Annotated in this window: 24 protein-coding genes; 6 read left to right on the top strand and 18 right to left on the bottom strand. The window is 44.2% G+C overall.

The window, feature by feature from the left end; translation table 11 throughout:
• Position 1: 1 nt before the first annotated feature.
• Together SWOO_RS17470 and SWOO_RS17475 are read right to left on the bottom strand one after the other, a co-directional pair.
• The gene (locus tag SWOO_RS17470) at positions 2-556 is read right to left on the bottom strand and encodes a DUF2087 domain-containing protein (RefSeq protein WP_012325990.1); all 555 of its coding nucleotides are present in this window, start codon (positions 554-556) and stop codon (positions 2-4) included.
• A 625-nt stretch (positions 557-1,181) separates the two neighbouring features.
• Positions 1,182-2,057, bottom strand: a complete 876-nt coding sequence (locus SWOO_RS17475) for a hypothetical protein (protein ID WP_157582185.1) — start codon at positions 2,055-2,057, stop codon at positions 1,182-1,184.
• Between the two features lie 458 nt (positions 2,058-2,515).
• Between SWOO_RS17475 and SWOO_RS17480 the strand changes: the two genes are divergently transcribed.
• Complete coding sequence (locus SWOO_RS17480) at positions 2,516-3,367, top strand: hypothetical protein (RefSeq protein WP_041417750.1); 852 nt, start codon at positions 2,516-2,518, stop codon at positions 3,365-3,367.
• Positions 3,368-3,434: 67 nt separating this feature from the next.
• Here the strand turns inward: SWOO_RS17480 and SWOO_RS17485 are convergent, their stop codons facing one another.
• The 4 genes from SWOO_RS17485 to SWOO_RS17500 form a co-directional block, all read right to left on the bottom strand.
• Positions 3,435-3,881 (bottom strand): hypothetical protein, encoded by a 447-nt coding sequence (locus tag SWOO_RS17485; protein ID WP_012325993.1) that lies wholly within the window; start codon positions 3,879-3,881, stop codon positions 3,435-3,437.
• 100 nt (positions 3,882-3,981) lie between these two features.
• Positions 3,982-4,416 carry an SMI1/KNR4 family protein gene (locus SWOO_RS17490; protein ID WP_012325994.1) on the bottom strand — a complete coding sequence of 145 codons (435 nt, stop codon included), beginning with the start codon at positions 4,414-4,416 and terminating at the stop codon, positions 3,982-3,984.
• A gap of 123 nt (positions 4,417-4,539) precedes the next feature.
• Positions 4,540-5,055, bottom strand: a complete 516-nt coding sequence (locus SWOO_RS17495; RefSeq protein ID WP_012325995.1) for a YgjV family protein — start codon at positions 5,053-5,055, stop codon at positions 4,540-4,542.
• A gap of 90 nt (positions 5,056-5,145) precedes the next feature.
• Positions 5,146-5,724: a Crp/Fnr family transcriptional regulator gene (locus tag SWOO_RS17500; RefSeq protein WP_012325996.1), complete on the bottom strand. Its 579-nt coding sequence runs from the start codon at positions 5,722-5,724 to the stop codon at positions 5,146-5,148.
• 267 nt (positions 5,725-5,991) lie between these two features.
• Between SWOO_RS17500 and SWOO_RS17505 the strand changes: the two genes are divergently transcribed.
• On the top strand, positions 5,992-7,503 hold the full coding sequence (locus tag SWOO_RS17505; RefSeq protein ID WP_012325997.1) for a catalase: 1,512 nt from the start codon (positions 5,992-5,994) through the stop codon (positions 7,501-7,503).
• A 203-nt stretch (positions 7,504-7,706) separates the two neighbouring features.
• Positions 7,707-8,270, top strand: a complete 564-nt coding sequence (locus SWOO_RS17510) for an ankyrin repeat domain-containing protein (protein ID WP_012325998.1) — start codon at positions 7,707-7,709, stop codon at positions 8,268-8,270.
• Positions 8,271-8,350: 80 nt separating this feature from the next.
• On the opposite strand, the gene SWOO_RS17515 is transcribed toward SWOO_RS17510, so the two are convergent.
• Both SWOO_RS17515 and SWOO_RS17520 read right to left on the bottom strand, forming a co-directional pair.
• Complete coding sequence (locus tag SWOO_RS17515; protein WP_012325999.1) at positions 8,351-9,970, bottom strand: endonuclease; 1,620 nt, start codon at positions 9,968-9,970, stop codon at positions 8,351-8,353.
• A 247-nt stretch (positions 9,971-10,217) separates the two neighbouring features.
• Positions 10,218-11,537 (bottom strand): coproporphyrinogen III oxidase family protein, encoded by a 1,320-nt coding sequence (locus tag SWOO_RS17520; RefSeq protein ID WP_012326000.1) that lies wholly within the window; start codon positions 11,535-11,537, stop codon positions 10,218-10,220.
• Between the two features lie 301 nt (positions 11,538-11,838).
• Here SWOO_RS17520 and SWOO_RS17525 point away from each other — a divergent pair, with 301 nt between their 5' ends.
• Positions 11,839-12,339 carry a GNAT family N-acetyltransferase gene (locus tag SWOO_RS17525; RefSeq protein WP_012326001.1) on the top strand — a complete coding sequence of 167 codons (501 nt, stop codon included), beginning with the start codon at positions 11,839-11,841 and terminating at the stop codon, positions 12,337-12,339.
• Here SWOO_RS17525 and SWOO_RS17530 read toward each other — a convergent pair.
• The 9 genes from SWOO_RS17530 to SWOO_RS17565 all read right to left on the bottom strand — a co-directional run bounded on the left by SWOO_RS17530 (position 12,336) and on the right by SWOO_RS17565 (position 22,109).
• The gene (locus SWOO_RS17530; RefSeq protein WP_012326002.1) at positions 12,336-13,916 is read right to left on the bottom strand and encodes a methyl-accepting chemotaxis protein; all 1,581 of its coding nucleotides are present in this window, start codon (positions 13,914-13,916) and stop codon (positions 12,336-12,338) included. The genes SWOO_RS17525 and SWOO_RS17530 overlap by 4 nt on opposite strands.
• A 207-nt stretch (positions 13,917-14,123) precedes the next feature.
• Positions 14,124-15,341 (bottom strand): NADH:ubiquinone reductase (Na(+)-transporting) subunit F, encoded by a 1,218-nt coding sequence (nqrF, locus tag SWOO_RS17535; RefSeq protein WP_012326003.1) that lies wholly within the window; start codon positions 15,339-15,341, stop codon positions 14,124-14,126.
• 58 nt (positions 15,342-15,399) lie between these two features.
• Entirely contained in the window at positions 15,400-16,008 is a 609-nt protein-coding gene (gene nqrE, locus SWOO_RS17540; protein ID WP_012326004.1) for an NADH:ubiquinone reductase (Na(+)-transporting) subunit E, read from the bottom strand.
• A 9-nt stretch (positions 16,009-16,017) separates the two neighbouring features.
• On the bottom strand, positions 16,018-16,641 hold the full coding sequence (locus SWOO_RS17545; protein ID WP_012326005.1) for an NADH:ubiquinone reductase (Na(+)-transporting) subunit D: 624 nt from the start codon (positions 16,639-16,641) through the stop codon (positions 16,018-16,020).
• Position 16,642: 1 nt separating this feature from the next.
• Positions 16,643-17,413, bottom strand: coding sequence for a Na(+)-translocating NADH-quinone reductase subunit C (locus SWOO_RS17550; protein ID WP_012326006.1), 771 nt, complete (start codon positions 17,411-17,413; stop codon positions 16,643-16,645).
• A gap of 2 nt (positions 17,414-17,415) precedes the next feature.
• Positions 17,416-17,553, bottom strand: coding sequence for a hypothetical protein (locus SWOO_RS26045; protein ID WP_157582191.1), 138 nt, complete (start codon positions 17,551-17,553; stop codon positions 17,416-17,418).
• On the bottom strand, positions 17,543-18,757 hold the full coding sequence (locus tag SWOO_RS17555; RefSeq protein WP_012326007.1) for an NADH:ubiquinone reductase (Na(+)-transporting) subunit B: 1,215 nt from the start codon (positions 18,755-18,757) through the stop codon (positions 17,543-17,545). The genes SWOO_RS26045 and SWOO_RS17555 overlap by 11 nt, the downstream gene beginning before the upstream one ends.
• A complete protein-coding gene (locus SWOO_RS17560) occupies positions 18,757-20,118 on the bottom strand; it encodes a Na(+)-translocating NADH-quinone reductase subunit A (protein WP_041418242.1) in 1,362 nt (453 codons plus the stop codon). Before SWOO_RS17560 ends, SWOO_RS17555 begins: the two co-directional genes overlap by 1 nt.
• A 338-nt stretch (positions 20,119-20,456) precedes the next feature.
• Positions 20,457-22,109: an amidohydrolase gene (locus SWOO_RS17565; RefSeq protein ID WP_012326009.1), complete on the bottom strand. Its 1,653-nt coding sequence runs from the start codon at positions 22,107-22,109 to the stop codon at positions 20,457-20,459.
• A gap of 134 nt (positions 22,110-22,243) precedes the next feature.
• Between SWOO_RS17565 and SWOO_RS17570 the strand changes: the two genes are divergently transcribed.
• Together SWOO_RS17570 and SWOO_RS17575 are read left to right on the top strand one after the other, a co-directional pair.
• A complete protein-coding gene (locus SWOO_RS17570; RefSeq protein WP_012326010.1) occupies positions 22,244-23,137 on the top strand; it encodes an FAD:protein FMN transferase in 894 nt (297 codons plus the stop codon).
• A gap of 107 nt (positions 23,138-23,244) precedes the next feature.
• Complete coding sequence (locus SWOO_RS17575) at positions 23,245-24,438, top strand: Nramp family divalent metal transporter (RefSeq protein WP_012326011.1); 1,194 nt, start codon at positions 23,245-23,247, stop codon at positions 24,436-24,438.
• Here SWOO_RS17575 and SWOO_RS17580 read toward each other — a convergent pair.
• Positions 24,435-24,878: a hypothetical protein gene (locus SWOO_RS17580; protein WP_012326012.1), complete on the bottom strand. Its 444-nt coding sequence runs from the start codon at positions 24,876-24,878 to the stop codon at positions 24,435-24,437. The two genes, SWOO_RS17575 and SWOO_RS17580, sit on opposite strands and share 4 nt — an antisense overlap.
• Between the last annotated feature and the right edge of the window lie 191 nt (positions 24,879-25,069).

The raw sequence follows: 25,069 nt of genomic DNA on the forward strand, positions 1-25,069 counted from the left end.
CTCAATTGATCTGGCTTTTTAATTGAGTAGAGATGAATTGGCTAGACCACACATCAGCCAGAGGCTCAAAACCTTCTGGTGGCGTTGCAGAAGCGCGCCAATAAGTGCGCCCATCATCGGTACGTTTAAGTAGTTTATGGTTACAAAGTTCACGGCGAATTAAGGCAAAATCCTTAAATTCGAGATAATCGATTAAAATATCATTGACTTGCTGCTCGCTATAGCTCTTTTGGTACTGAAATCTGCACCAGAAAAACCACAAGCTCAGCTGCTGAATTGCATATTTTGCAGGCCAACCCTGCATCACATAATCAGCACTCATAAAGGGCTTTAACTTCTTAGGGATAGGAACTGATAACTTAGGTTGCAAAGAGAGTAACAGCTCTTCATGCTGCTGACGTAACTGCTGGAAGTTTTGCAGACCTTTGGCCTTAGCTAAGATGTTTAACATCTCCACATGGCTAGGAAACGACTCATGTTGTTGTAACTGTTTGCGCAATGATTTAGCCAACGCCGAGATATCATCGCTGCTAAAGGGGGTCAGATTTTTTGACATAGGATTTACCCGTTTTATGGGTGCCAAGCAGATAAACACAAGCGTGTTAAAGGGTCAGTGATCGCCATTCCAAACAAGGCACACAAAAAATTAGGTAGCCTGATATCTTAAATTTGATATCTATATAGGGATTTTCAGCAGGTTTAGCGCTGCACTAAAAAGAGCAGAGGCGATGCCTAGGTGGTCTGCCGACCTTGAATAGTATCTTAACGGGGTTAAGATAAATTGCAACATTCAGTTAGGGAACTTGCCTGATAGCAAGTTTCAAATATCTTTTTGAGGTTGGTTTCATTGGGCTGAATTCGTATTTGTTTATTACCAGATAACCATAACTTCATTGATATCTATTGCTTGCTGCATGCCTAATGTGTAAACACTCCTATGACACGCTGTGAATATGTCCCTATACGCTCTGCAACATCATCCTTGATGTCGAAGGTCACAGCCGTGTTCACACGAGATTGTTTACCTCTTCGATTGAACTTATTGGTTATAGCGCATTTTTGAACAGAAATGCGTTAGTGCATTGAGTCGAATTAAGCTGATATTGATTAGAAAAAGTACCTTAGTTCCCTAATTTGCTCCGACCCTTTACCATACCACGCCGTTTAATATCCATTTATTATCAATTAGTCGGCTCTCCAACAGTCAACACATTATCCATTGCAGATACTTCCCCTAAAACACCATAAAGGGTGGAGCCTAACTTCTCTTTCATCGCATCTAAACAATCGCGTTTACTGACATTATTAGGGGTGGATGTAGACACAGGGAGTACTAGTTCAACTTGGTTATTCATTTCACCAAGGTACTCGAACATAATAAATGCGACTTTTCTGTCATTATCTATCTCCAAGTTTTCCCACCCTTCATTGACCGGCAAACCATCAATAGTCGTTTCGTTTTTCGCCTCCAGAACCATGTTTTTCATCAACTGGGCAAAAATAGGATTAGGGTTATCTGAAGCATATGAGAAGGAAACGGATGGCAATGCATCTTCCATAGGTACTTCTATCGCACAGAAAAAGTTACGGTCTACAAATCTGTTATCCCTGCCACCGAATAGACGGCTGCTCTCTTCTGTATAGAAAACATTCGCTTTCGCTCTCCCCCAATAAAGATTTGTCGTGAACTTTTGGCCAGTTTCAACGCCCATTTTCTCTAAAAACTCTTCCCTATCCTCTGTAATTGTACGAGTAATGGAGACATCTTTTTCAGAATAAGAGAATTGCCCAACAAGCAGTTCAGACACTTGCGCGACGCTGTAGTTATCATTTCCATCGACAGCTTTAAATTTAATGGTAAGAGCAGGCTGTTGAAGAAAACCTTTTGTCTGTGCATGCCATTCATAATGGTTAATTCTCGCTACGCCATCGAGAGACTCTCTAATCTCTTGCAGTGCCTTCTCTTGCAGATCGACATCTTTCTTGAACACCAAGGTTAACTCATCACTACAGCCAGACAGCAATAAAACCGCTGCCATTAACATTTTAAATTTCAACTCACCAACCACAATAAAATCCCTTTGATTTAGTTACTTAAATATATACATATACAAAATATCACTACACTATTCACAACTTAATAGCCCAAAAAACTGCAGAAGCCAGCACAAAAGAGATAAGGTTACCCCATAGCTTGCAGCACAACCCCCTAACTTTTTACCTATCTCAACACCTGCAGTGTACCACACCGCTATTTCACAGTATAAAGCTCTACAATTAATTAAGTCACTTACTATAAAAATGGGCTATTTCACTACATGTCTATTATGACGTATGAAAAGTTGAACTTACTAAAAAACACCTCCCTACTGGCATTATCAACCGCAACTGTTTACAGTTTAACCACCATCAGCTAGCCCAACGAACAATAATTAAGTAAAAGATGATGAAAACCCTACAAATAAGCCTATTAATCGGACTACTTTCCCCTTTATTCTCAGTATTAAGCGAACCTATGAAGACACCTAACCATCAAACAAACTTTTACCAAGTCTCCTTTAATACTTATCAGGCTTACTGCTTTATCAAGATCAATGGCATAGATTATTTAGACAATTTAGGCTCTCTCACTGGCAGTATCGCAACTGGAGGGCCCATATCCAGCATTCTGAGTAATGGTGAAAACAGAATATCAATCGAAGTGGCCTCACTTACCGCACCACAAAACTTAAGTTTTACGCCAGATGCTAGTTGCAAAGTAAGCATACAAGTCTATAACGCCAAAGGAGAGTCATTTGTAACGAGTTTGGTCGCCACCGCTGATGAAAAGCTAGGACCAACAGGTGTTCACAGCCCCCTTTATCAAGGAGATAAAGCTATGGGCCCTGTCACAGAACGAACGGTGAAGATGTCAGTTTTACATCAATTATCTCGAACTTTTATCGCAACAGGTTTACCAAAATGGACATGGACCCAAGCCACCCCTTTTGAAGAAAGCGAACAGAACATTCAAAAACTTAAAAGTAAATACCAAGAGTTACAGCACCTTTTTGCTAACAAGAATCTTGATGAATTAGCAAAAGCTGCCTACATTGCAATGGATGAACAGGGTAGTGTACAAGGTTATAGCGCTAAGGAGTTTTGGGATTCGTTCGATTTTAAAAAAGAGTTTGCTAATGGCGCTTCTGCCCTACCTATTAATTGGGAAAATCAGTCATTGCAAAGCTATCTCGGTGGGCGCCTGTTCCGCTTCACCGATAATAATGGCTACTCACCACTAAAACTTGGTTTCAATGATAACGAGAGCATAGTCAGCTATAACCCTTACTTCTCCCTGGTTAACGGTCAAATTGTGATCTCTCGCTAGCAAGGTTTTACTGCAACAAACTTAATAAGTTTCACCATTGCCCTTGTTAGGTAATTCACACTGAAAACTAACAGTTTGCTAGCTTACTCCTTTTAGCCGCCATCAGTTTTGATACCGTAAATATCAAAACAAACAAGCTCGAAAAAATATGCAGCACAGGAATGAATCTTTCCAAAGCATAGGAACCATTTATATAAGAATCAAAATCTCCACCACAAAGGTGGTGCCCTTTAATTGTTGTATCGATCATAAGTGGCATCCAAAAATAACTCACAGAAGTCATTAACAAGAGCGCAGCGACAACATTAATCCTCTTAAATAGAATCCTATTTTTATCAAAGGCTACTCTTAAAATCAGCAATAAAAATAATGGAGTACCATATAGGAGGGATGCATAAAACCGCGCATCATCACCTTGTGTACAGGTGCCTGCTACAGCTCCTAAACATACCAAAAGGCCGTACACTATAACTAATACCAGACTTAACATTTTTTCATTTTTTATAACTAACACTCACTTCTGCTATGCCGAATAGGTAGCATTTTTTGTTAAAGTTTAAACAAGGCAGCAAACATAAAAATGCTCAGTATCAGATGTTAACTGCAAGCCCATATTATCTGTTTATATTTGTAAGAAAATACCTAAAGAACCAATCTTGGAAGTTATCAGCTATTTGATTTTGCTCACCACTTTGAATTTCAAAACACACTACAGACATTTCACCAACTGAATTTTTGTCAGTTGTATCTAGACAATACGGTGCATCCTCATCAGGCTGAATTACAATTAGGTTTTCAGGAAGATCATAGTCCCTTTGAAAATACAAAGTATCTGAAAGCACTGAGCCACCTCCATCATCCAAGTTTTCGCAAGTAATACCTGAAATAGATATATCTCCAATAGAAAGCGAACCTAACTCAAGGAGGAACTCTTTGTAAGTTTCAGGAAGTATAACCCCTAAAGCTTCCTCTAAATTTGAAACTAAACCTAAAGAAGCCCCTCCAGCTAGCCATAACCCTTCTCGGTTATTTAACTTTGAAATATACATAAACACTCAACAGTTGATAATGGCAGTAAACTGTTTATTCGATAGTCGCACAATAACATTCCAGCCTACCTTGTCATTTTGCTAACTTATCACTGCTAAATCAAAATTGTAAATAATTACTGCTTACTCTGTAACAGTTATCTTAACCAAACGAAGCCCATAATAGCGATAATACCCAAGTATATTACTAGCGATAAATATAAGCTCCATCAGCACAGCGGTAGGCGAACCGGCGAGGTAGTTGTGAAGCAACCAAAGTGATGTCCCTACTATCATCAGTTGTCGCAATCGTTGATCACTTTGGCAAAATGCCGCAGTGGTCTGAAAAACGGTGCCACTGAAACTGAGCAGGCTCAACAAACCAGAGAAGGTAGCTGCAGTTACCATCAGAGCATAAAACAGAAACATCGACATAAGACGTTTAGAGGTACTAAAGATACTGGAGAAGTAGCGAATACTGGCCAGCATCATCAAGCCCGCTGCCGTCCACTGCTCGAGCAAGATAAAGTGCGCGCTGATTAAAAGTCCCGATACTGATAAACAGGCAACAATCTTCTGCCTTTGTTTAAACTGAAATGATGCAATATCAAAAACGATAGCGATGACGATTAATACCTGAGACCAGATAAATAGTGACACTCAAATCTCCTTTTTAACAGCAATAAAACAGAACCAGAATTATGCCCACAAGTGAGATTGAAGGAATTAACTTAAGTTAAGAGGGGAAAACTAAAGTGAGAGTCTCGCTTTCAATCTTGAAAGACTCACAGGGCTAATACCAATATAGCTGGCAAGTTGAATGTTATTGAGTTTTTCAACCCATAAAGGCCAAGCTTCCAGCAGATGAAGGTACCTCTGCTCAGGTGTTTTCAGTAGTAAAAACGCCTCTTTTTGCTCTTTAAACAGTAACTGTTGTTTCAACAAATTGAGCTGAGCTGGGATCCATTGTGGCAGTGACAGTAAACTTAGGGGAATTTGCACCACTCGCGCCTTACCTAACGCTTCAATCTGATATTGAGAGGGTGCTCGTGTTAACCAACTTGTGTAGAGAAAACAGAGCTCACCGGGAAAATAAAACTCCTTACAACGTTCACTGCCCTGCTCGCCATAATGACACGCCCGTAATATTCCAGACAGAATAAAGTAGCCGTACTCCTGCTGACTATTTTGCTCCAGTAAAACATCAGCGCCACTCAAAGAGAGAGGTTTAATGTGTGAGTAGCTTGCCTCTATGGTCTTACAGTCTAACCCTAATTGAGCTAGAAAATGAGATAGAAAAGTCATCTCCTCTTGGGTTATAGACACCATCAATTACCGCCATTTATAAACGTTTTGCTCGATTTAATAGGTTAGCGACCACACTTTACGCCATTAACAAAGTAGATTTCAAGATCTAGAGCTTGGTCGAAAGCCCAGTCAAAAAAACTGCCGCCGCTTAAAAAAGCCACACAAAATATAGGCTTAATAGATTTTTATGATTCATTCAATCGATAAAGATCGTTTCTTTTAATCTCCATTTCCGTTCTACACTGTTTGCAGGCAGAAAGAGCGTGTGTAGTAAATTAAGAGAATCCAATGGATATAACAAAAAAGAGCTGTTTAGTATTATCGATGAGCCTGGCATTCAGTGTCCAAGCTGAAACATTAACCCGTGACAATGGCGCCCCAGTGGGTGACAACCAAAATTCAATCACCGCAGGCAGTAATGGCAGCGTACTGCTACAAGATGTCCAGTTAATCCAAAAACTACAACGTTTTGCTCGTGAACGTATTCCTGAGCGTGTGGTTCACGCCAGAGGAACCGGTGTCCATGGTGAGTTTGTGGCCAGCACTGATCTAAGTGGTCTGACTCAAGCAGCGCCATTTGCCGAAAAGGGCAAGGTCACCCCTGTTTTTGTTCGTTTCTCAACGGTTATTCACTCTAAAGGTTCACCAGAAACCCTGCGCGACCCTCGTGGATTCGCAACTCGTTTCTATTCAGATCAAGGTAATTGGGATCTAGTGGGTAACAACCTACCAGTATTCTTTATCCGCGATGCGATCAAGTTCCCAGATATGGTGCACTCACTTAAACCATCGCCTGTGACCAATCTTCAGGATCCAAACCGTTTCTTCGATTTCTTCAGCCACGAAGGTACAGCAACCAATATGCTGACCTGGGTTTACACTAACTTAGGCACTCCGTCGAGCTACCGTAAGATGGATGGCTTTGGTGTACATGCATACAAGTTTATTAACGATGAAAACCAAGTGAAATACGTTAAGTTTCACTGGAAAAGCCAGCAAGGTGTTGAGGGGTTAAGACCTAACGAAGTCACTAAAATTCAGGGTCAAAACTTTAATCACCTGACCGATGATCTTTACAGTGAGATTAACAAGGGTAACTACCCGAAATGGGATCTTAAGGTCAAAGTCTTGAGCCCAAGCGATCTGAACAAGTTCGACTACAACCCGCTTGATGCAACCAAGATGTGGCAAGATGTACCAGAGACGACCGTGGGTACTATGACCCTAAACCGTGTTCCAGGTAACTTCTTCCAAGAGACTGAGCAAGCAGCGTTTGCACCATCTAACTTAATTCCGGGTATCGAGCCTTCAGAAGATAAGTTGCTCCAAGGACGTATCTTCTCCTATGCCGACACTCAGCTTTATCGTTTAGGGGCAAATCTGTCTCACCTGCCGATCAACCAAGCTAAAGTCACGGTGGCAAATCACAACCAAGAGGGTGCGGGTAATTACGGCCACACCAGCTCAGATGTGAACTATCAGCCTAGCACTAAACTGGCACTGACTGATGACTCTCGCTACCGCGCCGTAAACACAAAGCTTTCAGGTACTGTGCAGCAGGCTGTTATCAAAAAGCAGGACAACTTCACTCAAGCTGGCGTTTTGTACCGTAGCCTAAGCAAGCAAGATAAGAGCGACCTTATCACGAACCTATCTGGCGACTTAGGTAAGGTAGAGGACAGTAATGTTAAACATCAGATGCTGAGCTACTTCTACCAAGCAGATAAAGAGTTCGGTCAACGTTTAACTAAAGCCGTCAATGGCGACCTCAAAGAAGTGAAAAGAAGAGCCAAGAGTTAAGCGCATTGGCGTTAACCAACTAACGCTAAAGGGCAAGCGTTAACGAGTACTAATATCGAGTACCGAGTAAGCCCCGCAAGACGTAATTTTGCTCTTTTCTGCCCTGTTTAGAGTGCGTCTTGCGGGCAACCCAAACAGATACCAATCAGTATAAAAGCCAATACAACCCAGTCGTGGTGACTCCCCTTATTGAGGTTAAATTTATGTCCAGCTCTCTCTCATTAAAATCTATCTTTATACTGCTCAGTGTAAACTTAGGTGTGAGTGTTCTTGTCTCCCTTTTGTATGTCTCCTACTCCTTGGCGAGTCCTTTAGAACTTGATAAAAAACACAACTTAGCCCAGAATCATTTAAGCTCACAAAAAGATGAAAACAGGGACGCACAACTCTTAATGGATTACTTCTTTGCCGCCGCTAGAACTGGCGATGTGGAGGTTTTAACTCATTTTATCGAAGCGGGTTTTCCCATCGACCAGCGTAACAATCAGAGCTACACCGCCCTGATGGTGTCAGCTTATAACGGGCAGGAACTCGCCACCCAAGCTCTGCTTGACCATGGCGCCAATGCCTGCCTGCAGGATAAACGGGGAAATACCGCAATCATGGGCGCAGTGATAAAAGCAGAGTTTTCAATTATCAAGCAGCTCTACAGCCAAGAGTGTAACGCTGAGCTCACCAATAAATCAGGCATGACATTGGACGATTTTGCTCAGTATTGGGGTCAAAGTGACAAACTAAGGGATGCTAGCTTGGCTGCTAAACAATAAATACAGCCACTAATACCTAACAGTATAATGCTGCGTGTATTAGCATTAAAACTGGCATCCCCTCGTGTCACCTTTACTGTTTAAGGACAGGAGGTCGCGTAAATATCCCCGACCCAACTGCTGTTATCGATAAAGGGATTACGGTTATTTTGCCACTCAAAAATACGGTTATTACGGCGACGCTCCCAATCACTGACAGGGTCTTGTTGGTGCCAGCTAAGCAAGGTACACAGATCCCCAAGCAGCGCCTGCCCAGTTGTGGTTGTTCCGCTTACAATGCTTAAGTCTGGTGTACCACTGCTATCACTGCCCTCATAACGCACATCCATATAGAAGATCATACGTGCGACATCGCCCTTCACTTCATCTTTGGGCTCGAAGCTATCAGAATCAGTTCGATTACCTGGCGCTTCTGATATCTCGCTGCCTCCCATGGCAAAATCTTTATTGCCTCGGCTACTGTTAACAGTGACATCAGACGGACGTAGGTGATGCATATCGGTATAGCCGTGCTGGCCACTGCTAGGAAAGCCATGGCTTTTTGCCCAAACATGCTCACGATTCCATGCATCGAGTGAGTTACTCATGCCTGCACGATTAGTTTTTGGCTCAGAACGACCAGTGTAGAGCAAAATTACATTATCGCTGTTGGCAGGATCTTCATCGGCATAACCCAATCCATCCCATACTTGGCTGTAACTAAAACGTGTGTGCCCCTTAATTTTGCCATTAAGGCTGGCTTTTAATGCGCTACCTGTTTTGCCAATGGCATCGGCATAATAGGTTGTATAAACATAGTCACCATTGTCACCACCAGAACCGTCTCCTCCACCCGTTCCTGCGGTGTAGTTCAAAACGAGAGTGACACCACTAAAGGCGCTATAAGCTTGAAGATTAATATAGTAGCGTCCAGTAACTGGGTTAGTCACACTGCACTGCTCATTATTACCTGACAGATATGGCGCGCAATCATACACACTTAATGTTGGCTCACTGCCTTGACGAAGGTAGAGATCGGCATCCCCCGTGCCACCACTCATGGTCACACTGACTCCTGAGGCACCAGCGGGAAGATCGGCAACAAATTTAAGCGTCCCACCTTGAGCCGCACTTAAGCCAGTCTTGGCTTGACCATTACCCAGTTGATTATCACTACCACCGCCATCGCCTCCACCATCACAGTCAGCAATTAAGCTCCCCGTGCCAGGGTTGCCAGCATTATCACTGGCCGCCCAATCCGCGGCAGATTTAGTGTTAATCACAGTCGTTCTGTGCAAAGACACATTGCGAACATTGAGAGACCATCCCGTGACTCCGCCTTCCCAAGCAACAAGGTCAACCTCCTCAGCCCCTTTTTTCAATCGTACAAAGTCACCCGAATTTCCCAGGGCTAAAGACATTGGCGATAGATCTGGAGTCTGGTTAAACAGGCTATTAAACCCTGCAGAATTGGCTGCAACGGTGAAATACTCACCCGAAGCTATAGTGCCCTGCAGCTGATAGCTGCTGCCATTATCACTCAATTGATACTGGCTCAGATCAAGGCTACTACAGCCTGCATTAAACAACTCAACGTACTCTTCAACGCTGTCATTATTCGGTGCATCATATAAGGCTTCACTGATTAATAGATTTGCATTGGCATTAAATGCCAATGTAGAAAGTAGCGCGACCACAGATAATTTTGATATTTCCATCATAAACATCACTTTTTGTTTTTTATTATCTTATTCAGCACATAAATGAACTGACCCCGCACTTCTCATCCATATAAATGAATGTATAGAAGTGCTGGCGGCATAATAACCAAGCTTTGTTACAATAAGAAACATTTAAATTATTAACTTGATAACTATTATTTAAAATCAATAAATAGTACGAGCTAACACTGTTCGGTATAAATATATTTCTAAAAAATATGGCCCCATTTAGTCTTTAAGCAGAGAGTTATACTATCTCGGCACTCAACTCTTGATGCATTAAGGGAAGGTCTCTTGCCTGCTCTCTCAAGTAATCCATCCCAGAGAGGAAGCCCGTAAACATCTTAAGGCCGATAAACTGCCCCTGCTCTGTGGTCACATACTGACTACCATCTTTTTTGATCGCTCCAGCACCAATCAAGTAACTCATCTCTAAGGGAAAAGCTTGCCATAAGGTTTTGCCTGTATGCTGGTAAAAAACCGAGTTATCGAGGCGGCCATGACCCATCATAATCATCAAATGGTGCTGCAGTAGCGCACTACTCTCTATCTGCTTAGTGTAGCAAGTACCACTTTGCTGCTGTTTTATCAGCTGAATATAATCTTGAATATCGAAGCTTGAGATCCTAAATTGCTCACCAAATCGGCCAAAAGCTCCCGAACCAACACCAAAACAATCTTCACCATCGAGTACGTATTTATTTTCAACAGCTTGGCCGAAGTTACGACTAAAGGTCCAGGGAAACTCCATCAAATAGCGCCCACTTAACGCCTTTTTCACAGCCAAAAATTGTGGCCATAAAGCGTGTGGGTCTCCAGCAAGGGAGCCTGCTTTCTTACGGTTTTTACCTATCCCTATGGTCAGTGGATAGGTGGTAATTTGATCTGGTTTCAATCTTAACGTTTGCTTTAAATCCCAGTGCACAGACTCAGGGGTCTGTGTTTTAAACCCATACATCATATCCAGATTTACCGTGGGGATAAGCGCAATCGCCCGAGCAACATAGTCAGCCTGTTCCAGACCCGAACCAAACTTCTCAAAACGTCCACTTGCTTTTAAAATCTTATCATCGAAGCTCTGCACTCCAATGGACATACGATCGACCAAGCCATTAAGAAGTTGAGGGTTTCCCTCCTTAAAGTAGATAGGATCGCTTTCACAGGAGACTTCACGGATGGGAGTCAGCCCCTTGATCATCTCTATGGTCTTAATCAGCTCATCTTCCAGTATTGTGGTGGTGCCACCACCAATATAGACGCGATTAAAACGGTAACCCTTGGCGATCACCTCACGGATCTCCTGCCTAAGCGCGACAAAATACTCTCTGGCTAATGGCTCACTGAATTTAACCTTATGGAAAGAGCAAAAACGACATAGGGTATGGCAAAAAGGGATATGTATATACAAGGTCTCTATCGGCTTAGATGGGATAGCGTTTTCATCGCTCTCCACACTCAACGGCGTCGCATTTTTCAAAGAAAGCGACTGCTTTATTGTGCGGTTCATCACCCAATCTAAACTGTCTGTAGCAAGCAATAAGCGTGTATTTAAGCGTGAGTCTTTCATAACGTATTCCATTACTGTTACTGCATTACCTCTATTTAAAGATAATACCAAGTAAGAAAAGTAGTGAGTTCAGACTAGCCAAAGTGTAAATTTTAAAATGATGCACAGACGATATATTGAATATTATTTATTGATTTTTATTAAATTTGCCTATCAGAGCACATTGTTTCAATTAAGTTAACCAATACTAATCAGTATAATTAATATACTGAACAATCATCCCCTTAATTAACCTAATTTAATATGCTAGATTAGCTGCTCGCCTTAAAATAGATAAACTCAATAGTAGGGAGGACAAGGTTTGATTATTGCTGAAACTGAACGACTCATACTGCGCCGCTTCACTGCGGAGGATAAGCAGGCAGTTTTTCTTTTAAATAGCATACCTGAGATATTAACCTATATCCCAGGAGAGCCAATGTCGTCGGTTACTCAAGCCGAGCAGATATTAAATGAGCTGGTGTTCCCAGGTTACGAGAAGTTTGGCTTTGGACGATGGGCGGTTGAGCATAAAGCTGATAACAAGGTTATTGGCTTTTGCGGGCCTACCTTTGTTCAAGAGTATAACGAGGTCGAGCTAGGTTATCGTTATCTGCCTGATTACTGGGGCACAGGAATAGGGTTTGAAGCCGCTCAAGCCGCCTTAACCAAGATCCCTAGTTTTGATATAGACCATGTGATTGCACTCATTCTTCTGGGCAACAGAGGCTCTGAAGCACTTGCCAGAAAAGTCGGTATGACGGAGCGTGAACGCAACACGTTTATGGGGCACAAGGTTAACGTTTTTCATAAGTCACTTTAAGTCGCCTTAAAGCCGACTCTAAATCCGCCCCAGTGTTTACCTTTTACAAAGATAGGCACAGAGAGATCGTGCATCACCTCACCAGTGTCACGCTTATAGGTTTGTAACAACACAGCTTGAGTATGTTGGCCGCAGCGAATGCCAGTAGGATCGTCAAAAAGCCGCTTCGTGCGGTTACTGAGTATATCTATCTCGGCTTTGCCTGTGAGTTTTTTACTGAAACAGAGGTTATGGGTTGGAAAGTAGCCCTTCATATCCACACAACCTGCATACACTATCTCCCTGTGACTCCCCAGTATCGGCTCCTGAACCGCGGGAAAACAGCTATCTGTGTAACTATCAAATTCGGTGCTATATTTAACGGGATCAGTATTGGAAATAGGCCGATATTGTGGAGAGAAGAGGTCATGCTCTCTAAACTTGCCACTCACTAAACCCGCCTCCAATAAAGCTCCACACTGTTTCGCCCCCTCTCGGGCTTGTTTAAGCACCCTTTGATCTAAAGTTTGTGTGTCGAAATCTGCCAGTTCAGTAAATATTCCTTCGGTGGTTTTAGATAGTCCGAAGGCTTGTTCAGACACACGACTACTTTGCTCTGCGGTACTCTCTAATGAGTCATGGATCTGAGCAACAGAGCCGGAGATCTCATGGGTGGTGCTGGTTGACTCTTTCAATGCTTCCTCCATCTGACTCAAAGACTCCGCAGATTGAGCTATCGACAAAGAGATCTGATTGAAACTCACATCAAGCTTAGCCATCACCTCAACCGTACCTGAGGTTTTGCACACCACCTGCTCCATTAAACCTGATGTCCTATCAGCCTCTGAGCTAACCTCCAAAAGCATCTTAGCGATGTCGCCGGTGGCTTGGGCAGTCTTGCCTGCTAAGTTTCGTACCTCGTCGGCTACCACTGCAAAACCGCGTCCCTGATCACCGGCTCGCGCCGCTTCAATAGCGGCATTTAGAGCCAGCAAGTTTGTCTGCTCAGCAACAGAGTTAATTAACTCTGTAATATTTTGAATGCTCTGAGCTTTCTCCTTTAACGCATGAACCTGCTGAGCGGCTGTATTAATGTCTACACTCAGTGACTCTATGGTATCAACACCCACTTCAGCTTGAGCACGCCCCTCAACACTAAAGCGTTCAGCATCTTGAGCCTGAAGGAGAATATGGGCTGCGTTATCACTCAACTGGCCAGTGGTGACACTAAGCTCCTCTGCCGCAACAGAGATCTGGCTGGCACTCTCACCGTTTTTTTCAATGGAGAGATTAAGAGTATCGATAAAGTGGGAGACCTCGGCTGCGCCAATGGCAATCTTACTCGTGTGAAGACTGATCTGCTTAGTCGCCTGATTAATATGGCTAGACTCGGCTGTTTGAGTCTCTCTGCTCACTCTCTGTTCAACTCTTATATCGAGCCAGCGTCCCACTAGGAACATCAGCAAAGTACTGAGCAGCGCTAACAGAAAACTGGTCACAAGCATATTAAGCTGCCAAGGCAAACTCGCCAAAAGCATGCTGCAGATAAAGACCACGAAAAAAACAGATAGTGTTCGAGCTAAGGTTTGTTCAGCCATGCATCACCAAAGTATTGATAACCCATTAGCGCTGAGTAATACCAGTCAGTATCGAGTTCAGGGCTAAATTATTTTTATTCCTTATAGTGAGTAAATTTTCAATGCTTGGGGATTAGACTTTAGTCGCCTTTTACTTGCTCATAAAAATAGCAGAAAAAAACGCAACCCTATGGCTGCGCTTTCTCTATTTAGTCACTAATTTTTAGCCTAGTCACCAAAGTCATCTAGTAGGATATTTTCCTCTTCGACACCAAGACTTTCTAGCATGCTAATCACTGAAGAGTTCATAATTGGAGGTCCACACATGTAAAACTCACAATCTTCCGGCGCTTTATGGTTTTTGAGGTAGTTCTCATACAGGACATTATGGATAAAGCCAGTATAGCCATCCCAGTTATCCTCAGGCAGTGGATCTGAGAGAGCAACATGCCAAACAAAGTTATCATTCTCAGCCGCTAACTTATCGAAATCTTCTTGATAGAAAACTTCACGCGTTGAGCGTGCACCGTACCAAAAACTCATCTTACGCTGGGTTTTCTCTCCTTTAAGCTGGTTAAAGATATGAGAACGCATCGGCGCCATACCAGCACCACCACCGATAAAGACCATCTCAGCATCGGTATCTTTAACGAAGAACTCACCAAACGGTCCAGAAATAGTGACCTTGTCACCCGCTTTTAGGTTAAAGATGTAAGATGACATCTTGCCAGGTGGTAGCCCTTCAGAGGGAGGCGTTGCGATACGCACATTAAGCATAATGCGACCCTTCTCATCTGGGTAGTTCGCCATTGAGTATGCACGCAGTACATCTTCATCAACTTTTGATACCAGATTAAACAGCTCATACTTCTCCCAGTCACCACGATACTCCTCAGGAATATCAAAATCACTGTAGTTCACCTGATGGGCTGGTGCCTCAATCTGAATGTAACCACCAGCCTTAAACTTAACATCTTCCCCTTCTGGTAGCTTAAGCAGTAGCTCTTTAATAAAGGTCGCCTTGTTATCGTTAGAGATAACTTCACATTGCCACTTCTTCACGCCGAAGATCTCATCTTCAACTTCAAGTTCCATGTCGGTTTTAACCGCAACCTGACACGCCAGACGACAACCCTCTTTGGCCTCTTTCTTAGTGATATGATCACGCTCTGTTGGCAAAATATCACCGCCACCAGATTTCACTACCACACGACATTGACCACATGTACCACCGCCACCACAGGCCGACGGGATAAAGATATCCTTGTTTGCCAAAGCCCCTAATAGCTTGTCACCTGCCGAGGTGGTAATGCTTTTCTCATCGTCATCATTGATGCGAATAGAGACATCTCCCGTGGAGACCAGTTTACTTTTGGCGATTAAAATCACCATAACCAACACACTCACAACGAAGGTGAACATGCCGATACCAATTGCCATTTCCATCGAATCTACCTTTTCATTATCCGTTTTCTTTAAGCTTCTTGTTTACAAAAATAGAGACTTAAATAGAAATACCAGAGAAAGCCATAAAGCCGAGTGCCATCAAGCCAGTAGTGATAAAGACAATGCCTATCCCCTGTAAGCCTTCAGGAATCGCATGAAACTTCATTCGTTCACGCAAACCTGCCAGCATCACAATCGCCATCGCCCATCCCACGCCAGATCCCATCGCAAATACAGCCGACTCACCTAAGCTGTAATCACGGTTCGCCATAAAGATAACGCCTGCAAAGATCGCGCAGTTAACGGTTAACAGTGGCAGGAATATTCCTAAAGAGTCATACAGACTCGGGATATACTTATCTAAGAACATCTCTAAAATCTGCACCAAAGCTGCAATCACACCGATAAAGGTGATCAGCTGCAGATAGCTCAGATTTAACTCAGGGTAACCGGCCCAAGCCAGTGCTCCCGGAGCCAAAACATTGGCGTAGATCACTTGGTTGATGGGGACCGCAATAGTCATCACCACGATAACCGCAATACCGAGTCCAAATGAGGTCGACACCTTCTTAGACACCGCAAGGAAGGTACACATGCCCATAAAGAATGACAGCGCCATGTTGTCAATAAAGGCCGCTTGTATAAAAAGATTAATGTAATGTTCCATATCTCTTCCTTAACCTCGTTTACGCTGAATAACGTTAATGGACCAGATCATTAATCCAATGAGGAAAAACGCACTAGGGGGGAGTTTGAACATCTCGTTTGCGAGGTACCAGCCGCCATTTTCAACGGTTTGCAGTACCTCATGACCAAACAGGGTGCCGCTGCCAAGTAGCTCACGCACAAAGGCAACACCGAGCAAGATCACGCCATAACCTATGGCATTACCAAAGGCATCAACCACAGCTAAGTGTGGTGGGTTCTTCATGGCAAAGGCTTCAGCGCGGCCCATAATGATGCAGTTAGTAATAATAAGGCCTACAAACACTGACAGCTGACGAGATAACTCATAAGCCACATCCTGCAAAACCATATCGACAATGATCACCAAGGAGGCAATCACAGTCATCTGAGCAATAATACGCACACTGTTTGGGATCAAACGACGTATAGAGGAGATGATCAGGTTAGAGAACACCAATACGAAGGTCACAGCTAACGTCATCACCAAAGCTGTTTGCAACGAGTTACTGACCGCCAAGGCAGAACAGACACCTAGCACTTGCATCGCTACTGGGTTATTGGTGAAAACTGGGTTAGTCAATATATCGCGAGTCGATAATGTATGAGTACTCACCTTAGACCTCCGAAGCTTTTAACTTATTAAAGAAGGTTTCAAAGCCCTCATTACCGAACCAGAACTGAATCGAGCGTTGTACACCACGACCTGTCATGGTCGCGCCACTTATCGCATCGATACCATGAACATCACCCTCTTTCGCGCCACCTTTCACGACTTTAATCGCAACTTTACCTTTATCATCATAGAGCTGCTTGTTGCGAAACTTATCGGTCCACTCAGGATCGTTGAGGAAATCACCGATGCCCGGTGTCTCACCGTGCTCATAAAACACCACGTTTTCTATGGTGTTCAAATCAGACTTCACAGCGACAAAACCGTAGATCATCGACCACAGCCCCTTGCCATAAACAGGCATCACCATGCTTAACAGCTCACCTTGGTCATCAACGACCTTAAAGGCTCGTACTTGGTTTGCACGGCTTTTGATTCTGGCGGTATCTTTTTTAGGCTTGATTGAGGTTTCTGGATTAATGGCCGCCATACGATCATCAAAGTCCATCAGGTTACCGTCAGTGGTCACCTTGCCGGTATCAAGCTCCACCAACATAGGGGTCACCGATTTGGCAAAAATCTCACGGAAATCTCTGTCGCCGCTCATGTCGATATCGGCAGCCATCAGCACATAGCGTTGAAGCTCATCTCGCTTCTTGGCCAATTTACGCTCTTTGAGCAGCTCAGCTGTTCCTGTGATCATAAATGAGCACAACAAGCAAAGTATGAAGGTAAAGACCATGGTCCCTACTACGGTATCTTTCTTAAAGGCCATCTCTACTTAACCCCTGCTTTATCTTTACTCGACTCATCTGAAGGGCCGAATAAAAGGTAATCAAATATCCCTGTCCAGATGCTGGCGAATTGAATCGCCAGCATGCCTGCGCCGGGCGCACTCTTAACGTTAAAGGGCATTGCGTTTCACCCTCCGTTTGATATTCGCTTTCGCAACGAGGTAGTCGAAGATAGGTGCCCACAAGTTAGCGAATAGGATGGCTAACATTATTCCCTCTGACATCTTTGGGTTGACCACGCGGATAAGCACCGTCATAAAGCCGATAAGGAAGCCGTAGGCAATTTTGCCTTTACGTGTGTACGAGGTCGTCACAGGATCTGTGGCCATAAACATCATACCCAGCGCAAAACCGCCAGTGACGAGATGCCAGGTCCACGGCATCGCAAATAGCTCATTTTTCGCAGAGCCAATCAAGTTAAACATGATGGCAGTCAAGATCATGCCCAGCATCACGCCAGCCACGATACGCCAGTCGGCTAAGCGGCTTAATAGCAGTAATCCACCACCAATCAAGAGTGCTAAGGTACTGGTTTCACCAATTGCACCAGGTATAAAGCCTAAGAAAGCATTCCACCAGTTAGGATCGCTAAAAGCATCAAACCAAGCGTACTCGGCAAAACTCAACTTACCGGCTGCGGTTTGAGCCAGTGCTGTTGCACCAGAGAAACCGTCGACAGCTACCAACTGGCCAACACTCGCCACTTCACTCGGATAGGCAAAGAAGATAAATGAGAGACCAGCAAGCGCAGGGTTGAGGAAGTTATACCCCATGCCACCAAACAGCTCTTTGGCTATCACCACACCAAAGGTGATACCCATGGCTACAATCCAAAGCGGTGTCGAGACAGGCAAGATTAAGGTGAACAGCAGTGCGGTCACAAAGAAGCCTTCATGGAGCTCTTGACCACGCACCTTAGCAAATACCACCTCCCAGAAAAGACTCACCAGCAGCGCAGTCAGATAGATAGGAAAGTAGAAACTCAAGCCGTAAAGGAATAGACCAATTAACCCTGTCTGCTCCGTTAATCCGCCAGAGATAAGGTTAAATAGGCCCAGTTGCCACACATCTGGTGTTGATAAACCAGAGGCGATCGCAAGCTGCGCCTGTAACCCTAAGTTATACAAGCCAAACAGAATCGCTGGCAGTAAACATAAACCAACCATGGTCATGGTACGTTTTACATCGATAGCATCACGAACGTGCACCTTACCTTTAGTGCTGCGACCATGAGCAATAACAAGGGATCTAAGATAACCCTTCATCGCCTGACCTGGAGCGTAATAGTCTTCCTGTAGATCTGGCTTATTATCTTTTGAATTCATCACCCTTCCCTCTCAATAATATCTAGGCAAGCACGTAGCTCTTTACCAAAGTCATATTTACCTGGGCAAACGAAAGTACAGAGTGCTAAATCTTCCTCATCGAGCTCTAACGCACCTAACTCCTGAGCTTCATCTGTATCACGAACCACTAGGTCGCGTACTAATAGTGTCGGTAGGATATCCAGAGGCATGACGCGATCTAGCTGACCAAAAGCCATCATGGCACGTGCAGAACCACCAGTATGGGTTGTCATTTGGAACAGTTTCTTCGCGCCTTTAAAGCGAGAGGTCACAGCGCGGGTGATAGAGAACTTTTCAGAGCCACCACGAACCCAAGAGAGAAGTTCATGTTGTGAATCTTCAGTCAATGCAGATATCTGATTATGGAATCGTCCTAGGTAATCATGTACCCCAGCGGCCGTGTGACCAGATAGGACTGAGCCAGATACGACACGTGAGAATCCAGGTTTAAGTTGATCTTTCACGATTTCACTTAACTCGGCACCAAGCTGAGTACGCACGAGTCTTGGGTTGAGTACGTCAGGTCCCGCAAGAGACACCACGCGATCGGTATACAGCTCACCGGTCTGGAAAAGCTTACCGAAGGCGATCACATCCTGATAGCCGATGTGCCATACCTGACGCTCAAGGCTAACAGGTAGAGTAAAGTGGATATGAGTGCCTACAAGCCCCGCTGGATGAACCCCGGTAAAGCGCTTAGTTTCAACCTGTGCTAAATCATGACCAGGCAAAGATTCACCTGCATCCTGACACAAGTAGACTTTACCTTGCGTCAAGCGTGTTAGTACTGCCATTCCCGTTGCAAAAGCTTCTGACTGCTCACCAATAATGATACGCGGCTCTGGCGCTAACGGGTTAGTATCCGTGGCAGTCACAAAAATGGCTGCCGGTATCGTATCTAGCTGAGGTAGACGTGAAAATGGGCGAGTTCGTAAGGCTGTCCACAAACCACTTTTGACTAAGTTGGCCTGCACCGCTTCACGGCTTAAACGAGAAGGGTCTTCACTTGCTTCAAACACTAAAGCGTCGTCGCCTTGACATCGGATCACCACCGACTGCAATACTCGGCGCTCACCACGATTGATAGCGATGATCTCACCACTGGCAGGCGCGGTAAATAACACCCCCGGCGTCTTCTTATCTTCAAATAGTGGTTGGCCTTTTTTGACCGTATCACCAACCTCGACCATCATTGTTGGTTTTAGTCCAACATACTCTTCACCGAGAAGTGCAACATGGGAAGAGGTAAATCTATCCTCTATCAGCTGCTTAGGCTCACCGGCAATGGGCACGTCCAGCCCTTTTGTTACTGTTTTTATCTGGTCTTTGAACTCAGCCATCACAAACATCAACCGTTAAAAAATTGGATGCTTAATTCTAAATCTTTGTTAATCTCAAATCCGATAAAGAGGTCACATTACATCCCCTAGTCGTAACTTAAAAACAGAATTTCAGTCAGATTTGTGACAAGGATCGGCTGATATCGTCGTAAAATGATCAATATGTTGTTTTATGACAAAAAATAGTAGCTGTAGCGGCTACTAAATTAGCCTTAACCTAATCTTAAAGATTAAGTGAAACGGGAGTTTTTTAGACAATTTTTGTAGGAAAAACAAAAAGGGGTTGAGCATGACTCCCCCTCTTCAGATGAGTTGTTTATCCAAACCATGAAGCGGTATTAGTAGATACGTTTGCCATCAATCCAGGTCTGATTTACTTGAGTTTGCCATAACTCAGATGCTGGAATAGCAAAGATATCTTGGTCGACCAGAATAAAGTCCGCCTTCATACCTGGCTTTAATTGGCCTATAAGGGATTCTTGATGGGCTGCATATGCCGCCCCTTGGGTGAAGGAGTTAAGGGCTTGAGTTAATGTCATACTCTGGGAGCTGTACCAGCCATTTTCAGGCCTATTTTGCTGATCTTGGCGGGTGACAGAGGCGTGTAAACCAAAGAAGGGATTTGCCGATTCAATAGGAAAGTCAGAGCCCGCGGCGATCACTGCCCCACTTTCAAGCAGCCTTCGCCAAGCATAAGCACCTTTAATACGCTCACTGCCGAGACGGTCGAGTGCCATGTTCTTATCGCTAGTAGCATGGGTCGCTTGCATAGAGGCGATGACATTGAGCTTGGCAAATCGGGGAATATCCTCCAGCCTAAGCACTTGAGCATGTTCAACCCTATGCCTTAACTCGCCAGTATTGGTCTCTTTAATCAAGTCTTGGTAGTTATCCAGTACGAGTTTATTAGCCTGATCGCCTATGGCGTGGGTATTGACTTGAAAACCAGATTCCATGGCCAGCTTCATCACCTTGGCCATCTCCCCTTCAGGGTACAGGAGTAAGCCATTATTTCCTTCTTGATCACTGTAATCTTCAATAAGCGCCGCACCTCGGCTGCCTAAAGCTCCATCGGCTGAGATCTTTACACTCGCAATATCTAGCTTATGTTCAGGTAAGCGTATCGGCCCCTGTTTCATCAACTCACTAAAGTGACGATCATCGGCATCGAGCATCCCGTAGATCCTAATAGGCATCTCATCCGCTTTAGCCAAACTGAGGTAAGCCTCTAAAGTATCATTGCCAACTCCCGCATCATGAACGCTGGTCAGCCCAAGCTTTGATAACTCCTTCATGGAGAGTTTCAACACGGCTCTTTGTTCTGTTTGGGTTAAACTTGGAATATTTTGGGAGATAAGAGACATGGCTTTATCGATAAAAACCCCTGTCGGCTGACCACTAGCATCACGAATAATCTCCCCGCCCTCAGGTGACTGAGTTTGGGCGTTGATATTTGACAGGGTCATAGCTGCACTGTTCGCCCAGCCTGCATGACCATCAATGCGGATTAACCATACTGGTGTATCGGGAAAAATTTTATCCAAACTCTTGGCACTAGGAAATGACTTACTTGGCCATAACACTTGATTCCAGCCCCTTCCCTGCACCCAATTAAGCTCAGGTTGTGCATCCCTAAAAAGCTTAACCCGCTTAACCGCCTCACTCTCGGACTCAGCTCCCCTGAGCTGTGCTCGCATCAAGCTCAAACCGTAACTCAACACATGACCATGGGCATCAATTAGGCCTGGGAGCATGGTTTGTCCCTCACCGTCGATATAGACGATGCTCTCCTTTTTAGGTAAAGGCTCATCTTTACCATAAAGTTTCAACACCTTGTCACCTTCAAATGCAATAGCACTAAACGGCGTAAGCACACCGTCATTGACGCTGTAACCTGAGACATTTGAGATTAAACTGGTTTGAGCATAGGAGGTAAAACTGAGAAATAACCCGCTAGTGATAAGAGCTTTCACTACTTTATTGACGATCATCCAATCATTGCCTGCTTCCATTCATTGTTTTTTATCTTATCACGGGTTAACTTTTACGCAAATGAGCACAAACAGCTAGTAAATTAGTCTTAATTTTCCAGCTTATGCAGCAATAAAACAGATAGGATAGGTCGATGGCCAAATACCGTTTAACGGCAACCCCTTGGGGCTATATGGGGGAATTTTCCGCTATGGCCAGTCCCTGCGAGCTTCTAATTGAGACTGATAATAAACAGATAGCAGATGCCATGATGGCACTGGCCTGCACGGAAACCCTAAGAATTGAGCAAAAATACAGTCGATTTATTAAGGGCAATACACTTTGGCAACTCAACCACAGTCACCCAGAGGCTATAGAGTTAGATCAAGAAACCACAAACTTGCTGCAGTTTGCCAAACACTGCTTTGAGTTAAGCCAAGGTAAGTTTGATATCACATCTGGGCCCTTAAACGCCCTGTGGCGATTCGATAAACAGGGAAAACTTCCCAAAGAGAGTGAGCTTTGTCAGGCTCGCCAGTCTGTTGGATTTTCTCGATTAACCCTCAACCGCTCTCAGCTCACTATGCCTGAAGGTATGATGTTAGATCTTGGCGGAATAGGTAAAGAGTACGCCGCAGACCGTGTCGCCCATCTACTTGCTCATCACTGGCGGGATATTGCGGTTTTAGTCAATTTCGGTGGTGATATCGCTTGCCCAATTGCAAAGCGTTTCGGTGAGCCAGAGTGGCAGGTCGGTATTGAAAACCCCGAAGCACTGGACAGTGCTGCAGAAATCGTCTCAATCCGTCAAGGCGGCCTTGCCACCAGCGGGGATACACGGCGATTTATTGAGATTAACAACAAACGATTTGGCCATATTATCAACCCTAAAAGCGGTTATCCTATCGAGGGTGCACCGCGCTCGGTCACTGTTATGGCTGATAACTGCACCACGGCTGGTATGCTAGCCACTATGGCGATGCTAGAGGGAGATGATGCTGAAAACTTTTTAGCCGAGCAAGAGGTAGGCTTTAGAGTATTTCGCTAACAGCGGCAAAACGAGAGGAACACGACTTCCAATTAACTGCCACCTATTAACATCGCCTATGCAATATTGTAGGGTTAACAAAACAACTACAATAAATTAACCCTATTATGTCAAGATCTGCCCCTAAAATTGGACCGGGCGCCTTTATCGCCGCCGCCTTTATTGGTCCAGGTACCGTCACCTTATGCACCATAGCCGGCGTCAAATTTGGCTATGGCTTACTCTGGGTAATGCTGCTCTCAATTGTCGCTACATACACCCTACAGGAGATGTCAGCAAGACTTGGCCTTATCACACAAAAAGGGCTGGCAGCCGTAATTAAGGAGCAGATAAACTCCACGGTATTGCGTAATATCACGCTACTGTTGATCTTCTCCGCCATCGTTGTGGGTAACATCGCCTATGAAGCGGGGAACATTACCGGGGCCTCATTGGGTCTCTCAGCTATTTTTGGTGAAAGCAGCCTGCCTTTTCTTCCTCTGCTTATTGGCTCCGTGTCGGCAATACTACTGTTTATCGGCAGTTATAAACTACTTGAACGAGTACTTATCGGTCTTGTAATAGCAATGAGTCTCTCCTTTTTTATTACCGCCATACTCACTAAACCAGATTTAGGCGCTGTTTTATCTGGTTTATTCACTCCACAGGTCTCATCACAGAACATTTTAATGGTGATAGGCTTAATCGGCACGACTGTGGTGCCCTACAACCTTTTTCTTCATGCCTCCCTAGTTAAGGAGGTGTGGCAGCATCCAAATGAGCTTAAGTTTGTCAAACAAGACACCCTTATCTCAATCGGTTTTGGTGGCATCATCTCTATGGCAATCATCATCTGTGCAGCCTCGATACAGGGTGACAGTGTCGAGAACCTACTCGATTTGGCCAAGGGACTAAACCCGCTGTTCGGTACTTTCTCATCACTCTTCCTAGGGATAGGTTTGTTTGCTGCGGGGATAACTTCAGCCATTACAGCGCCACTGGCTGCAGCCTTTGTGGGGCAACACTGCTTCGGCTGGAAAGCGAACTTAAAAGACTGGCGTTTCAGAACAATCTGGCTAACTGTCATCATAGTCGGAGTGATCAGCTCATCGCTTCAACTCAAACCGATAGAGATCATCAAGTTTGCTCAAATAGCCAACGGCTTACTGCTTCCCCTACTTGCATCCCTTCTGCTTTGGATAGTAAATAAGACCCAAGTGTTGGGCCAGTACAAGAATAGTCTCCGTCAGAATTTGATAGGCGCGGTCGTGATTGCTATCACGCTTGTGTTGAGTATCAAGACACTCTATAGCCTCTTTTAACTGGGTGGGGAGGCTTGATTAAGCAGCACTTCGATCTGTGCTAAAATGGATAGACTTCTCTCCCCTTCGACCTGCTGATAATCACTAAAAGCCTGCATCACTTCAGTTGAGTGGTAAGGTGAGAAGTAGGTGCTTAGAGGGTTAGATAAACCAGCATAGATAGGCTCATTTATATCATCGAATTGATCAGCGGTAATATCATAGCTAAAACCATTCACCTCCAGCCAATAGTGATTTTCCTCTTTTAATCTGTGACGACCATGGATCAATTCAATATAAACGGTTGGAAACTGCCTGTTAATTAATACCCCTAAATAGAGGGAAGCAAGCTGACAGCTATTTTTAGGGAAATGACATAAATGAGGCAACTCAGTTCTTATTGCCTGCTTTTCAAAAACTCTTCTAAGACGTTTGCTAAGCCGAGTTATCTCTGTGTGCATCCCCCCTCCTTTACCAGATCACAGCACCAGTAAAAAGTGCTTTCAGTCAAATAATATAGTATACCAATCAGTATAAGAAGTTGATCTACTCAGAGTGTCTTTTGGCAAACTAATTCAAGGCGAATGGATGATATAATGGTTGTTCCCTTGTAAGTTCATTCAACACAGAAGTAGGCAGCCAAAAACACTCC

The organism is Shewanella woodyi ATCC 51908 (assembly GCF_000019525.1).
GTDB lineage: Bacteria > Pseudomonadota > Gammaproteobacteria > Enterobacterales > Shewanellaceae > Shewanella > Shewanella woodyi.